This is a genomic window from Aerococcus sanguinicola, assembly GCF_008726925.1.
Taxonomy (GTDB): domain Bacteria; phylum Bacillota; class Bacilli; order Lactobacillales; family Aerococcaceae; genus Aerococcus.
In genome coordinates this window covers 526,355-541,114 of sequence record NZ_VYWO01000001.1, presented here as the reverse complement: position 1 = coordinate 541,114, position 14,760 = coordinate 526,355, and the positions used below count along the sequence as shown (strand labels likewise).

The 14,760-nt window shown below is 48.0% G+C and carries 11 protein-coding genes; 8 read left to right on the top strand and 3 right to left on the bottom strand.

Annotation, left to right across the window (positions count from 1 at the left end):
• Positions 1 to 11: 11 nt before the first annotated feature.
• Positions 12 to 2,702 carry a YfhO family protein gene (locus tag F6I03_RS02630; RefSeq protein WP_150983053.1) on the bottom strand — a complete coding sequence of 897 codons (2,691 nt, stop codon included), beginning with the start codon at positions 2,700 to 2,702 and terminating at the stop codon, positions 12 to 14.
• A gap of 160 nt (positions 2,703 to 2,862) precedes the next feature.
• Here F6I03_RS02630 and F6I03_RS02625 point away from each other — a divergent pair, with 160 nt between their 5' ends.
• The 8 genes from F6I03_RS02625 to glmS all read left to right on the top strand — a co-directional run bounded on the left by F6I03_RS02625 (position 2,863) and on the right by glmS (position 13,492).
• Complete coding sequence (locus F6I03_RS02625) at positions 2,863 to 4,953, top strand: penicillin-binding transpeptidase domain-containing protein (RefSeq protein WP_150983052.1); 2,091 nt, start codon at positions 2,863 to 2,865, stop codon at positions 4,951 to 4,953.
• A gap of 91 nt (positions 4,954 to 5,044) precedes the next feature.
• Positions 5,045 to 5,200 (top strand): 50S ribosomal protein L33, encoded by a 156-nt coding sequence (gene rpmG, locus F6I03_RS02620; protein WP_067975665.1) that lies wholly within the window; start codon positions 5,045 to 5,047, stop codon positions 5,198 to 5,200.
• A gap of 145 nt (positions 5,201 to 5,345) precedes the next feature.
• Complete coding sequence (locus tag F6I03_RS02615) at positions 5,346 to 6,008, top strand: rhomboid family intramembrane serine protease (RefSeq protein ID WP_070430254.1); 663 nt, start codon at positions 5,346 to 5,348, stop codon at positions 6,006 to 6,008.
• Positions 6,009 to 6,035: 27 nt separating this feature from the next.
• The gene (locus F6I03_RS02610) at positions 6,036 to 7,010 is read left to right on the top strand and encodes an ROK family protein (RefSeq protein WP_070430253.1); all 975 of its coding nucleotides are present in this window, start codon (positions 6,036 to 6,038) and stop codon (positions 7,008 to 7,010) included.
• 6 nt (positions 7,011 to 7,016) lie between these two features.
• The gene (locus tag F6I03_RS02605; protein WP_070430252.1) at positions 7,017 to 7,412 is read left to right on the top strand and encodes a rhodanese-like domain-containing protein; all 396 of its coding nucleotides are present in this window, start codon (positions 7,017 to 7,019) and stop codon (positions 7,410 to 7,412) included.
• Complete coding sequence (locus tag F6I03_RS02600) at positions 7,379 to 8,056, top strand: DNA-3-methyladenine glycosylase (RefSeq protein WP_224788482.1); 678 nt, start codon at positions 7,379 to 7,381, stop codon at positions 8,054 to 8,056. The genes F6I03_RS02605 and F6I03_RS02600 overlap by 34 nt, the downstream gene beginning before the upstream one ends.
• A gap of 288 nt (positions 8,057 to 8,344) precedes the next feature.
• A complete protein-coding gene (locus F6I03_RS02595; protein WP_070430250.1) occupies positions 8,345 to 10,984 on the top strand; it encodes a valine--tRNA ligase in 2,640 nt (879 codons plus the stop codon).
• A gap of 699 nt (positions 10,985 to 11,683) precedes the next feature.
• Entirely contained in the window at positions 11,684 to 13,492 is a 1,809-nt protein-coding gene (gene glmS / locus F6I03_RS02590) for a glutamine--fructose-6-phosphate transaminase (isomerizing) (protein WP_070430520.1), read from the top strand.
• Positions 13,493 to 13,615: 123 nt separating this feature from the next.
• Here glmS and F6I03_RS02585 read toward each other — a convergent pair whose 3' ends face one another.
• Positions 13,616 to 13,816 (bottom strand): cold-shock protein, encoded by a 201-nt coding sequence (locus F6I03_RS02585; protein WP_067975685.1) that lies wholly within the window; start codon positions 13,814 to 13,816, stop codon positions 13,616 to 13,618.
• Between the two features lie 181 nt (positions 13,817 to 13,997).
• On the bottom strand, positions 13,998 to 14,696 hold the full coding sequence (radC, locus tag F6I03_RS02580) for a RadC family protein (protein ID WP_070430519.1): 699 nt from the start codon (positions 14,694 to 14,696) through the stop codon (positions 13,998 to 14,000).
• Positions 14,697 to 14,760: the final 64 nt, after the last annotated feature.

The following is a 14,760-nucleotide window of genomic DNA, read 5'->3' as shown; positions in this document are numbered from 1 at the left end:
TCAGCGACTTTTTAGGCTTTATCCTGGTCTTTCTTTTCTTTGCGGTAGAGGGTGAAGAGGCCAGCCGCTGTTGTCGCTGATAGGGCAAGGCCACCGGTCAGGGCACTTGGCCAGAAGCTCAGCTTGACCTGGTGCTTGCCGGCCTTTCCGAGAGGGATGGCAGTGAATCCACCATCTAGGACGGGCCGGCTGTCGACCGCTTCGCCATCAACAGTGAAGGTCCAGTTTTGATTGTAAGGAAAGCTGAAGACGAGCCAATCCTGGTCTTCCTGATTTTCAACCTGGCCTTCGATTCGTCGGTTCGAGAATTTGTCGATGTCTAGGGCTATGTCCTGGACTTGGCTGCTTGTTCCTTGGACCAGTTCTGGATTTAGGCGGTAAAGATTGACATTGTTTAAGTCGATGTCATCAGCCAGCAGTTTAATGGAGAAGTGGTGCCTTTGCCCGGCTTCGTTGGCTGCTATATTATAGACTTGGACACTGTTAAAGCTCTTTTCATAGGGCATAGCCTCGCCATCTAGGTAGAAGGCCACGTCATCTTCACTTAGCTGGCCTGGGACAGTCAAATAGTAGGAATCGTTTGAGTTCACCTGAATGTCGAAGTGGATCCAGGCATCACCTTTATCCTGACTTCGCCGGTAGTGGGTATTAATTTGCTTGGCGTCAGCACTTTCGACCTGGTCTAATGTCAGCCCAGCAAAACTCGCTACTTGGAAATATTGGTAGTAGTCCGTCACATCCTGGCGGTTGGCGACTTGGAGGAGCTGGTCTTGAAGCAAGATAGGGTAGGCGTTGTGAACTTGAATATCAAAAATATCCTCAGGCAGGCTATAGGCTAGGGGGAGGGCATTGTCATTTTCGTAAGCCATAAGATGGGGATCAGATTGGACGAGGGGATAGAGCTTGGTGTCTGGCCGGTTGCTGGCGGCTTGGAGGTGAATCTGCTGCGTCCCATCATCTGAAGGTTGTGGCTTACTTTCGACGATGTAACGGGCGCCGAAGAAGGCATCGGTGACTAAACTTCCGTTGTTATAGGCGACGAAACCCTCGCTACTAGGCAGGCCTAGATAACGGTAGAGTTCGGTGCTTGCTTTTTCGATGGTTGAATTAAAGTGGCTGAGGCCGTAGTAGTTGAGCTGCATGGGGTCGTTCTTAGTTCGCTGGAAGAGTTTACTGATGCGGTAGAAGTCATCGTGGTCAGGTTTTATTTCTTCTATAAAGTCTTTTGTTAAAAGCTCATAGTCAGCGACTTCAGAATGGCTGAGATAGGAAATCGATGACAAGGTCAAACAGCTGTTGGCAGATAATTCAATGACGGTGAGCAGGTAGATCAAGAAAGTTGACCAACGGGGCCGGCCTTCTATGAAGAAGAGGGCCAGGCTAAAGAGGATAAAAAGCACAAAGCTAGCTAGGACATGGCTGCCCTCAAGGTAGTCAAAACGCTTGCTTTGGCTGAGCACATAGACAGTGGAAGCGGTGAATAGAGCCAAGAAGATGAGGGCAGTCTTCAACTTGAAGCTCTGTAGGAGCCGGTAGCCCCGGTAGCCTAGGAAGAGACAAAAGAAGCTAAAGACAAAGCTGAAGCGGTAGGGATACCAAATGGGGGGTTGGAAACCATGCCAAATAATATTTACGGCTTGAATATTCATGGATAGGACGAGTAAGAGGAGGACGAGGCCGGCTCCCCACTTTTCTTGGCGAGAGACCTTCTTCTGGGTGAAGTAGAGGCCAAGAGCGATGAGCCCCAAACTCCCGATATATACATTCGGTAGGCCCTCAGGCATCTGGTCAAAGTTGAAGGGAGCTAGGTAGAATTTGCTTAGGAGATCTTGGATGGGGTAGGCTAATTCCCAGGTCCAGTTCACTTCACTGGCATAGGTGCCCTTGCTGAGGCTGAGGGCTTGGTAGGTTGGGAGGAGAACCAGGGCAGAGAGGCCAGCTGCAGCCAGTGAAGTCCAGCTAAAGCGCCAGACTTGTTTCAGGCTAGCCTGCCAGTTAGTCTTGTGGAAGTCTCGGATGAGAGCATAGACCATATAGAGGATTAAGAAGAGGCAAACCATATAGCCCATATAATAATTGCTGATAAGGATATAGGCCAAGCTCAAGATATAGACGGGCCAGCTGCCATGCTTCAAGAGCCGTTCTAAACCATAGATGACCAAGGGCAGGAAGGCATAGCCGTCCAGCCACATGACATTTAAATGGTTGGCCGAGACATAGCCAATCAAGGCGTAGGCGAAGGAGAAGGCGAGGGACCGCCAAGAAACATCTCCATACAGGCGGCCGAGCAAGTATTGGAAAGTCCCACCAGCCGTAGCAATTTTTGCTGCAATGATCAAAGCGACAGCCAGGGTCATCCACGACTGGGGAAAAAGAAGTAAGATGAGAAGGTAGGGGCTCATTAAATAATAAGACCAGGTCCCTACCATTTCACCGCCCAAGGCCTTCTGGAAGCTATAGAGGGCCTGGCCCCATTGGCCCAGGAGAACATTGCGGTAATAGGCATAAAAATCAATATACTGCTGGCCTAAATCGACGGTGTAGAGGCTACCATCGCCAAAAGGAAAGAGATCTAAGCCTAAGAAATAAAAGAGCATAAGGATAGTGAAGGGTAAGGCAAAGCTTGCCAGCAGGGCCCAGGCTAAGGGATGCTGGTGGATCTTTTCTCTCAGGGTCAGGTAGTAGTGGCTGATAGCCTTCATAGGGAGCCTCCTTTTGAAATCTTGTCTTCCACTTATCTTAATATACCCTGCTTAAATAGCCAAGCCCTTTTATCCTTTAAGCTTAAGATAAAAATCAGCCCTGCGGCTTTCATTCAAACGGTCCATTTGCTATAATAAATGTCTGAAAGAAGGTGAAGAATTGGACAAGCAGCAAGTCAAGCGCAAAGAAACGCACTGGGATCGTTATTTAAACCGTTTAAATATTTTGTTGGTCCTAGTTTTTGCTGGATTTGCCCTCTTGATCTTCCGTTTGGGCTATTTGCAATTAGTCAATGGTCAAACCTTCGAAGAATTAGTCCATTTAACCGAAACGAATGTGGCTAAAGAGGGTGTTCCTCGGGGTTATATTGTCGACCGTGATGGCCATAAATTAGTGGATAATGAAGGCTTACAGGCAATCGGCTATACACGGGGTAAGAATACCAGTGGGGAAGATATGGCTAAGACAGCCCGTCGCTTAGCTGACTTCATTGAAATGGATACGGAAACCTTAACCGAGCGCGACCTGAAAGACTATTGGGCAGCGAGCCACGAAGACGAACTGAATGACCGCTTAAGCAGTGAGGAGAAACGCCTAAAAGGCGGGCAGCTCTATGATGCCCAGCTCAATCATATTCAGTCAGAAGATCTGGATAAATTATCTGACCAAGATAAGGAAGCGGCTGCTATCTACAAGCAGATGAATAGTGCTTATGCCTTCAGTACGACTCTGATCAAGCATGAGAATGTCACCAATGAAGAAGTGGCCCGTGTTAGTGAGCATAGTGCCGACTTGCCTGGGGTAACGACTACCATCGATTGGAAGCGGGTTTATCCTGAGAAGGACCTTCTGCGCAGTGTCTTAGGCTCTGTCACGACAGAGAAGGAAGGCTTACCGAGCCACCGGGCCAACCGCTATCTTGCTAAGGGCTATGCCCGCAATGACCGGGTCGGCCAATCCTATCTGGAAGAGATGTATGAAGCCGACTTGAGAGGGGCCAAGGCTAAGTATGAGACTGAAGTCAACCAGAATGGGGAATTGGTCCAAAACCGGCAAAAATATTCCGGTGATATCGGTAATACCCTCCGTCTAACGATCGATACCAATCTGCAAAAACAAGTCGAAGCCATCGCCGAAGACTATTTAGAAAACAAGTCAACTGGGGAGAATAACCAGATCTATGTGGTAGCGACTGACCCACGCAATGGCGAAGTCCTCGCCTTGGGGGGAAAACGACGGGGTGAAGATGGCAAGCTCTATGACGATGCCCTAGGAACGATTAATGCCTCCTTTGAAATGGGGTCAACCGTGAAGGGAGCTACCATTGCAGCGGGCTACTATTATGATGTTCTTGAGCCAGGAGCCGATAATACCTTTGTCGACCAGGCAATGAATTTCTCTGGCACACCGATTAAGGCGTCCTGGTGGCATGCCTTTGATCCAAGTCGCCGGGTGGTCTTGGATGACCGCAAGGCCCTAGCTGTTTCCAGTAACGTTTATATGATTCGCGTGGCTATGGCAATCGGCGGGATGCCGGAATATACAGATGGCATGTCCCTGGTTGACCTTGACCCTAACCTAGGGAATAAGTTGCGCCATGTCTATGCTCAGTTTGGTCTGGGCGTTGAAACAGGCATCGACTTACAGAATGAATCAACCGGCCTAAATGGCGGCGATGCGGCACCAGGTAATTACTTGGATATGTCATTTGGACAGTTCGATACCTATACCCCGATGCAGCTCAACCAATATGTGGCAACGATTGCTAATGGGGGTAAACGTTATGCACCTCATCTGATGAAATCTATCGAAAAGACCGACACCAGCCCGGATGCTAAAGAGAATTTTAACCAGTTAATCTATAAGAGCCAGCCTCGCTTGCTCAATGAAGTGCAAGTTGACCCGGCAGCTATCCAAGCCATCCAGGAGGGCTTCCGGGCAGTCGTAGCCGATCCAGATGGTTTGAGTCATGATCTCTTTGGCGGTTTCCCAGTTCCTGTCGCTGCTAAGACAGGGACAGCAGAGACCAATGACCGGGGGATTGTTAACAGTACCTTTGTGGCTTACGCACCTTATGATAATCCTCGGATTGCTATCTCTATTGTCATCCCAGCCAAGTCTTCCTCGGCTGCAGATGTGGATGCCCAGAGTGTGGGTTATGATGTCCTAGCCGCCTATTTTGGCCAGGGGTCGACTCGCAATGAAGCAGATGGCGACCAGGAGGCCAGCCAAGAGTCAAGCAACCAATAAAAATCATTTTGCAAAGTCTGAAATCATATGCTAGAATATTATGGTATGCTATCAAAGAGCAAATGAAATAAAATCAATGGGAGGTAGTCCAATGCGCGTTAACATTCTTTTAGAAAATACTGAATGCAAGGGTGAACGTTTATACCTAACTGAAAAAAATAAACGTAACAATCCTGATCGTTTAGAATTAAAGAAATATAGTCCAAAATTAAAACGTGTCTGCTTATTCCGCGAAGTTAAGAAATAAGTTCAAGACAAAGGATGCCATAGCCTTCTCTGGAGTGAGAGGCTTGGCGAAAAAGAGGGAGAAGACTTTTCCCTCTTTTTATTTTACCTTGCTAGCAAGCTCCTCTATAATTAATCTATGAAGTCTAAAGGGAAAGGAGGATTTTATGAAGCAAAAGTTACCCTTTGTGAGCTATAGTTTGCTCGCTATTCAAATTATTATTTGGTTAGTAATGACCGGCTTAGGTGGGAGCCAGCGTGCAGATTTATTAATATTATTTGGCGCCAAAGTCAATGCTCTGATCGCAGCTGGCCAATATTGGCGCTTGCTGACCCCTATCTTTATCCATATTGGTTTGACTCACTTGCTTTTTAACTCGATTACCCTCTACTACTTGGGGCCCATGGTGGAAAATATCGTCGGCCACTGGCGGTTTTTAGCGATTTATTTGCTTTCAGGGCTGATGGGAAATCTCATGAGTTATCAGTTCTCGGATGCAATTTCAGCCGGGGCATCAACAGCCTTGTTTGGTCTCTTTGCTTTCTTTATTGTCAAGGCTTACTTGCACCCAAATAACCCCTATTACGAAGCCCTGGGCCGAACTTACAAGACACTTATTATTATGAATATTGTTCTGAACTTGCTAGCTTCTAATGTGGATTTGGCAGGCCATCTTGGAGGGGCGCTCGGTGGCCTCTTAGCTAGCTTTATTTTCGCCCAGAATCGAAATGAAATAAAAGTTTGGCAGGTTGTCTTAGCTTTAGGTCTATACCTGGTCATCGCTTATGTCATTATGGCGAATCAAGGCATTTACCAGCTATTATTTTAGTTAGTCTAGAAAGAGGAGGATATTCAAATGACTGAATATATTATTGGAATTGATTTGGGAGGGACTTCTGCTAAAATAGGCTTGTTCGACCAAGAACTGGAGGAAGTCGGCCGTTGGCAAACGGCTACGGATGCCAAGGACGGCGGTCGGCAAATTGTTCCTGACCTGATTGCATCCATTCAAAGTGAACTCCAAGCGCGGAATGTGTCGGCTAATGATCTCATTGGTATTGGCATGGGGACCCCAGGGAGTATCGACCGCCAGGCTGGAAGAGTCGCAGGGGCCTTCAACCTGGGTTGGGCCAAGTCTCAAGATATCAGAGGGCCTTTCCAGGAAGCTTTCCCAGACGTGACCGTTAAGCTAGAAAATGATGCGAATGTGGCAACCCTTGGTGAGCGTGCCAAGGGAGCTGGGAAAGACTACCAAAACCTTCTATTAGTTACCCTGGGCACAGGCATTGGCGGTGGCTTGATTGTCGATGATCACTTGCTAATTGGCGCTGGTAATGCCGGCGAGATTGGTCATATCCAGGCTAATCCCGAAGGCTTCCGCTGTAGCTGTGGCAACCGGGGCTGTATTGAAACCATCGCTTCTGCAACGGGTTTCCGTCAAACGGCTCTGGCCCGGTCTAAGCAGGAAGACACAGCTGAAACTTCCTTTAAGAGCTTTGTTCAAGCCCATCCTGACCGAATTGATGCCAAGTTAATTTTTGACAAAGCGATGGCTAAGGATGCTTTTGCCCAAGCGGTTGTTGAAGAGTGCCTGACTTATCTGGGCCGGTGCTTAAGCCAGATTGCAAATACTATCCATCCCCAATGTATTCTTCTGGGCGGTGGGGTAGCCCAGGCTGGCAATTATTTAATCAAAAACTTAAAACCAGCCCTGGAAGCCGGCCTCTATCCTGGGATTAAAGATAGCATCGACCTCAAACTTGCTAGTCTCGGCAATGATGCCGGCATGATTGGGGCCGCTTCCCTTATCCAAAATGATCTAAAGGAGTAAGATACAATGAATCAAAATATTATTTTATACATTTTAATCGCAATTATCCTGGCTTACGGGCTCTACCTTGCCTACCAGTGGTGGCAACGCAAGCAGGTGGCAACGACCCTATCCCAGGAGGATTTTGAAGCAGGGATGCGCCAGGCTCAAATAGTCGATGTCCGCGAGGCCAATGAATTCCGCTCAGCCCATATTACAGGCGCCCGGAATGTTCCCTATTCCAGCCTCCAACAAGGGATTCCAGGTTTCAACAAGAGTCAACCAATCTATCTCTATGATGATGGGGTAGCTTTAGCTGGCCGGGCAGCGGCTAAATTTTACAAGGCTGGCTTTACAGATCTCTATATCCTCCAAGGAGGTTTTAGAGAGTGGGACGGGCGTACCAAGCGCCAGGATCATTAATGGGAGAAGTCGCCTTTTTTAAAGACCCAGACTTAACAACCATTGATATTGCTAAGCACCTACTCGGTTGCTTATTGGTTAGCGACCTAGACGAGGGAAGGACAGCGGGATGGATTGTGGAGACAGAAGCTTACCTCGGCCATAATGATCGGGCAGCCCATGTATATGGAGGCAAGCGGACGCCGCGAACCGAAGCTTTCTATCATGAGGCAGGGATCTTCTATATCTATAATATCCATGGTCAATTATGCCTAAATATGATTACTCAGTCTGCTAGCCTGCCGCAGGGGGTCCTCATTCGCGCCTTGGAACCAGCGGAAGGGCAGGAGATCATGGCCGAGCGCCGGCAGAAATCTGGCTGGGAATTAGCGAATGGGCCAGGTAAACTTTGCCAAGCTCTGGCGGTCAATAAGGCAAGAGACTATGGGACATCTGTCTTAGAAGGTCCCTTGCACTTGGACTTAGGCCAACGACGCTATCCAGGTCAGATTGTCTCTTCTCCCCGTATTGGCATCCCTAACAAGGGGGAATGGACCGATAAGCACTTACGCTTCTATGTCCAAGGCCATCCTGCAGTCTCCAAGTTGCCCAAGCGTTCGGCTAACTTAGCTCAAGCTTGGAAAGAGGAATTGCCAAAAGGCTAAAAAACTGTTACAATTTTATCTAGTGATAAATAAAAAAGTAATGCGCAAGAGGCCTTAAAATCATCTGTCCCAAGCGAGTGGGAGTTGGTGGGAAACCCATGGCAGATCTTTAGGGTGTAGCTTGCAAACTGACATTTTGTCCGGTTTAAGGCCGTTATCTTCGAGTTTAAAAATTAGGTGGCACCGTGTAAACTTACACCCTATCCCTCTCGGGGATGGGGTGTTTTTATTTATGAAGTGCTCGGTCTGCTAGCTGAAGATACGACAAATGAAGAAAGGAAGTCTCTAATGCAAGAAATTGATATGCCAACGAAGTACCAGCCCAATGAGGTTGAGGCTGGGCGCTATGACCAGTGGCTAGACGCTAAGGTCTTTGAGCCCAATGCGAATCCTGATGTGGAAGCTTATTCGATTGTGATTCCACCACCAAATGTGACGGGTAAGCTCCACTTGGGCCATGCTTGGGATGTGACGCTCCAGGATATGATTATCCGCCAGAAACGGATGCAAGGCTATGACACGCTCTGGTTGCCTGGTATGGACCATGCGGGTATCGCTACCCAGGCCAAGGTGGAACAGAAGCTGCGTGAGGAAGAGAATGTTTCCCGCTATGATCTGGGACGGGAAGCCTTTATTGAGAAAACCTGGGAGTGGAAGGAAGAATATGCCGAAACGATCCGCAAGCAGTGGGCTAAGATGGGGATTTCGGTAGATTATGACCGGGAACGTTTTACCCTGGATGAGGGCCTATCTGAAGCGGTTCGTAAAGTCTTCGTGACTCTCTATGAGAAGGGCTTAATCTACCGCGGGGAATACATTATTAACTGGGACCCTGTCTTTCAGACGGCTCTTTCTGATATTGAAGTAGTCTACAAGGATGATGCGGGGGCCTTCTACCACTTGGAATACCCCTTGGCTGATGGGTCAGGCAGCTTACGCCTTGCAACCACCCGCCCTGAAACGATGCTCGGAGATACCGCAGTAGCTGTCCATCCTGATGATGAACGCTACCAAGACTATATTGGTAAGACTGTCATCCTCCCCTTAGTCGGCCGTGAAATTCCTGTGATCGCAGATAGCTATGTCGACCGTGAATTTGGGACAGGGGTGGTTAAGATTACCCCAGCCCACGATCCTAACGACTTCGCCGTCGGTAACCGCCACCAGCTTGAACGCATCAATGTCATGAATGCTGACGGTACCATGAATGAAAAAGCGGGCAAATACCAGGGCATGACCCGGGAAGACTGCCGCAAAGCCATTGTTGAAGACCTCAAAGCTGACGGCAGCCTGGTTGAAATTGAAGAAATGGTCCACAGTGTTGGGCATTCCGAACGTTCTGATGCCGTGGTTGAGCCACGTTTATCTACCCAGTGGTTTGTTAAGATGGCACCGCTAGCTGAGAAGGCCTTGGCCAATCAAAAGACGGAAGACCGGGTGGACTTTTATCCCCCACGCTTTGAACAAACCTTCAGCTCATGGATGGAGAATGTCCACGACTGGGTGATTTCACGCCAACTCTGGTGGGGTCATCAGATTCCTGCTTGGTACCATAAGGAGACAGGCGAAATTTATGTGGGCATGGAAGCCCCTGCTGACGAAGAGAACTGGACCCAGGATGAGGACGTTCTCGATACCTGGTTCTCTAGTGCCCTCTGGCCGTTCTCTACCATGGGCTGGCCCGATGAGCAGGCAGCTGACTTTAAGCGTTACTTCCCAACCAATACCCTGGTAACGGGCTATGATATTATTTTCTTCTGGGTGAGTCGGATGATCTTCCAATCCCTAGAATTTACCGGTCGTCGTCCCTTCCAGAATGTTTTGATCCATGGTCTTATCCGTGATGCGGAAGGTCGCAAGATGTCTAAGTCTCTGGGTAATGGGGTTGACCCCATGGATGTTGTGGACAAATACGGGGCAGATGCGCTCCGCTGGTTCCTGGCAACCGGGTCTACACCAGGCCAAGACATCCGCTACTATCCAGAAAAATTAGAAGCTGCTTGGAACTTTATCAATAAGATTTGGAATGCTAGCCGCTATGCGCTCATGAACCTGGATGGGCTCAGCTATGAAGAAATCGATTTGAGCCAAGTAAACAATATCGTTGATAAGTGGCTGCTGACCCGTCTGAATGAAACGATTGAGAAAGTTAGTCGGAACTTTGATAAATTCGAATTTGGTGAAGCTGGTCGTTCGCTCTACCACTTCATCTGGGATGACTTCTGTGACTGGTATATTGAAATGAGTAAGGAAGTTCTAAACGGTGATGACCAAGCCGCTAAGTTAACGACGCGGTCTGTTCTCGCTTATGCCCTCGACCAAATCTTGCGCTTGCTCCACCCCATTATGCCTTTTGTTACTGAAGAAATCTGGCAAAATGTCCCTCATGAAGGTGACAGCATCGTGACCGCAGCTTATCCTAAGGTCCAAAGCCAACAAATGGATAAAGAAGCTGCCAAGCAAATGGAGGCCTTAATTAGTCTTATCCGTTCCGTCCGCAATGCCCGTAATGAGAATAATGTTGCGCCTTCTAAGGCCATTGATATCCTCATAAAGGCCGATAGTCAGGAGACCCAGGAGATGTTAGAAGCCAATGGGGCCTACCTCGACCGCTTCCTGAATCCTGACCATCTGACCATCGGGACGGATCTGCAAGTGCCAGATAAGGCAATGACCCTCTTCTTCGATGCAGGGGAAGTTTACCTCCCCTTAGCCGGATTCTTAAACTTAGAAGAAGAAATTAGTCGCTTAGAAAAAGAAGCTGATAAATGGCGGGATGAAGTCGCTCGGGTTGAGAAAAAACTCGCCAACCAAGGCTTTGTCAACAATGCGCCTGAAGCTGTCGTGGCTAAAGAACGCGAAAAAGGTGAGCAATACCAAGAAAAACTCCAAGCAACACTGGACCGTATCCAGGATTTAAAGGCTTAGTAGATATGAAAGAAGAGGTTGGAACTAAGATTCCAGCCTTTTTTTATTGTGGTTAAATATCAAAGCTAGCCGGGGCACACAGCCTTAGTCGGGTTCGCAAAGGCAGAAAGGGAGTGACTTCAGCAAAGTGGAACGATCGGCTTGCAGCCGCTCTTATCCTCTTTGCCTCCAGTCATCCCTTTCTGGACGCCTTTGCTCACACCCTGTTTAGTCGGGTTCGGTCGCGCAGCTTCCTTGTCACTTCACAAGTCTCCGCCGCAGTCTGTGAGACTGCTCTGGTGACTTGCTCCAGTGAAAGGAAGCTAACCGCGCGTCCCACATCCTAGTCGGGTTCGCAAAGGCAGAAAGGGAGTGACTTCAGCAGAGTGGAACGATCGGCTTGCGGCCGCTCTTATCCGCTTTGCCTCCAGTCATCCCTTTCTGGACGCCTTTGCTCACACCCTTGTGTCTATTTATGCGCTTTATGGTAATTGATTGACAAGATAAAAAAACTTAGTATAAAATGGAAGGGATCTTCTAATTTAATGAAATTCATTAGGGATAGCGCCAGGCCTAGGAATAGGTGACGAGGACTGGACCCATCGAATAATCGGCGGATGGTTCAGAGGCTGCATGGTCTATAGGCCTACTCTTAAAGACACAAAGGGGTAGGCCAAATGCTAGAAGATCTAGTTATTCTAACTTTAGGAGGAAATATATATGTGTGGAATTACTGGATTTATTGGTCAAGGGGACATAACGGAGGCCCTCTTGAATGGATTGGAACGCTTAGAATACCGGGGTTATGATTCGGCTGGTATCTGTACGGTGAATCCCGAAGGCCAAGTGCGACTCTTTAAGGCAGCAGGGCCTATCCAAGCTTTGCGGGACAAGGTAGAAGCTGATCCATCAGCGCATGCAGGGATTGGCCATACACGCTGGGCCACTCATGGGGTCGCTAATGAGACCAATGCCCACCCCCACCAATCTGCGGATGGGCGTTTTAGTCTTGTTCACAATGGCGTAATTGAGAACTACCAGGAACTGAAAGCGAAATACCTGGCAGACTACCCCTTCAAGAGTCAGACCGACACGGAAGTAGTGGTTGCCTTAATCGCTTATTTTGCAGATAAAGACCAGCTTACTGGAAAGGAAGCCTTTCTGCGCACTCTTGAAGAAATTGAGGGCTCATATGCCTTTGTTCTCTTGGACAAGACCAGTCCTGACCATCTATATGCAGCTAAGAATAAGAGCCCGCTCCTACTCGGACTAGGCCAGGGCTTTAATTGCTTGGTGTCAGATGCTATGGCAGCTATTCAGTTGACCGACCAATACCTTGAGATCCATGATGGGGAAGTCATCGACCTCGAAGCGGCAAACTATCATATTCAAGATGCTAATGGTCAGCCAATCCAACGCCAAGCTTATACAGCGCGCTTGAATGCGGATGACTTAGAGAAGGGGACTTATCCCTACTACATGCTCAAAGAAATCGATGAGCAACCAGCTGTCCTGCGTCGGATTGTCCAAGCCTATAGCAATGACCAGGGACAATTAGTTGTCGACCCTGACATCTTAGCGAAGATTCAAGCTTCTGACCGGCTCTATATTATTGCGGCAGGGACTTCTATGCATGCCGGCTTAATGGGTAAGGCCTTGATTGAGAAGCTTGCTCAAATTCCAGTCGAAGTCTGTATTGCGTCGGAATTTGCCTATGCCCGTCCCTTGCTAAGTGAGAAACCTTACTTTATCTATATCTCCCAGTCTGGGGAAACCGCTGATTCGAGACAAGTTCTGGTTCAGACCAATGCGGAAGGCTATCCCTCACTAACCATCACCAATACGCCAGGCTCGACGCTATCGCGTGAAGCCGATGATACCCTCCTCCTCCATGCAGGACCAGAGATTGCCGTTGCTTCGACCAAGGCCTATACCGCTCAAATTGCTGTTCTGGCGATTCTGGCGGATGCCCTAGCCCAAGCCCAAGGCAAAGACCTTTCCTTCGATATGAAGCAGGAACTCGGGCGGACAGCCCAGGCGATGGAAGCAGCCGTTAGCGAAAAGGACCACTGCCATGACCTGGCCCGACAATATTTTACCGACCAGTCAACGGCCTTCTACATTGGCCGGTCGCTCGATTACTATTCCAGCTTGGAAGCGGCTCTTAAATTAAAAGAAATTTCTTACATCCAAGCAGAAGGTTTTGCGGCGGGCGAATTGAAGCACGGGACGATTGCTTTAATTGAAGAAGGCACTCCTGTGATTGCTATGATCACCCAGGAGCAGACAGCTGCTATGGTGCGGAGCAATGTGGAAGAGGTCCGGTCGCGAGGGGCCCAAGTAATCCATATTGCGAGCGAAAATTGTCAAAAAGAGGGCGATCAATTGCTTGTGATGCAGGTAGAAGAATGTCTCCTACCACTTGTAAGCATCGTCTATGCTCAACTGCTCGCTTACTATGCCACGATTGAACGCGGCTACGATGTGGATAAGCCAAGAAATTTGGCTAAGTCTGTCACTGTTGAATAAGGAGCGCTAGCTCAAAGCTATATAAGCCAATGAAAAGGCCGCAGGAGAAGATCTAGTCACTTCTCCTGCGGCCTTTATGAATTTTGTCATGAGAAAAGGGCTCCTAAGAGCCCCTGTGAAGAATTATAATTTGTTGACATTAGCCGCTTGTGGTCCACGGTCGCTTTCTTCAATTTCGAATTCTACTGATTGACCTTCTTCAAGCGTTTTGAAGCCTTCATCGTTGATTGCTGAGAAGTGTACGAAGACATCGTCAGCACCTTCACGTTCGATAAAGCCAAAACCTTTTGCTGGGTTAAACCATTTAACTGTTCCTTGTTCCATAATGTATAAAAATCCTCCCTGTGCCTGAGCACAATAAATTATTTAGTGAAGCTTAAGAGGAAAAATTAGCCGTTTTAATGCGAGTTAAAACTTTTAAATTAAAATCCTAAAGGTCACTGACTATTATTATATCAGTAGTTTATAAGTTGAGCAAATCATAAGTCTCTGAATTCGAGTAATTTTAAAAAATACCGAATTCACGTAGGCTAACAAAGTCTTCGCTGCCAACGACGATATGGTCGAGTAGGTCGATGCCTAGGAGCTTGCCGCAGTCTAAGAGTCGTTGGGTAAAGTCGATATCGGCTTGTGAAGGAGAGGGGTTGCCTGAAGGATGGTTATGGCCAACAATGATACGGGCGGCGCAACAGCGGACTGCCGCATGGAAAATTTCCCGGGGATGAGCCACACTCATATTCAAGGAACCGATAAAGATGGTCTGCTTACGAATGACTTCATGTTTAGTATTGAGGAAGAGCACTAGGACATGTTCTTGTTTGTAATGGCGCATCTCATTCAGTAGCCAGTTGCCAGCGTCTAGACTGGAAGCGATTTGGCCATATTTTTGGCATTGGGCTTGGTTGACCCGCTTGCCAAATTCAATGGCTGCGAGAAGCTCAGCTGCTTTTGCCTGGCCAATGCCAGGTATCTTGGTCAGTTCCTCTATGGAAGCATAGCGCAAGTCATAGAGATTGTCATAATATTTGAGCACTCGGACCGCTAAGTCGAGGACTGAGGATTGGCGGCTTCCTGTCCTTAAGAGGATGGCCAGGAGTTCATAATTCGCTAAATGGTCGGTTCCTTCTGCGATTAGACGCTCACGGGGACGCGATTCCTTATCCAAGTCCTTGAACTGAAGAATTAAGGGTAAATTTTTTGTCATTTTTCTGCCTCCTTATTAATATATAACCCATTCGGCGACTAATTCATCAAATGAGATATCAAAA

What these genes read in the sequence shown, in the direction of transcription:
- F6I03_RS02630 (WP_150983053.1), bottom strand. Translation starts at nt 2,702, where the DNA reads ATGAAGGCTATCAGCCACTACTACCTGACCCTGAGAGAAAAGATCCAC.
- rpmG (WP_067975665.1), top strand. Translation starts at nt 5,045, where the DNA reads ATGCGCGTTAACATTCTTTTAGAAAATACTGAATGCAAGGGTGAACGT.
- F6I03_RS02615 (WP_070430254.1), top strand. Translation starts at nt 5,346, where the DNA reads ATGAAGCAAAAGTTACCCTTTGTGAGCTATAGTTTGCTCGCTATTCAA.
- F6I03_RS02610 (WP_070430253.1), top strand. Translation starts at nt 6,036, where the DNA reads ATGACTGAATATATTATTGGAATTGATTTGGGAGGGACTTCTGCTAAA.
- F6I03_RS02605 (WP_070430252.1), top strand. Translation starts at nt 7,017, where the DNA reads ATGAATCAAAATATTATTTTATACATTTTAATCGCAATTATCCTGGCT.
- F6I03_RS02595 (WP_070430250.1), top strand. Translation starts at nt 8,345, where the DNA reads ATGCAAGAAATTGATATGCCAACGAAGTACCAGCCCAATGAGGTTGAG.
- glmS (WP_070430520.1), top strand. Translation starts at nt 11,684, where the DNA reads ATGTGTGGAATTACTGGATTTATTGGTCAAGGGGACATAACGGAGGCC.
- F6I03_RS02585 (WP_067975685.1), bottom strand. Translation starts at nt 13,816, where the DNA reads ATGGAACAAGGAACAGTTAAATGGTTTAACCCAGCAAAAGGTTTTGGC.
- radC (WP_070430519.1), bottom strand. Translation starts at nt 14,696, where the DNA reads ATGACAAAAAATTTACCCTTAATTCTTCAGTTCAAGGACTTGGATAAG.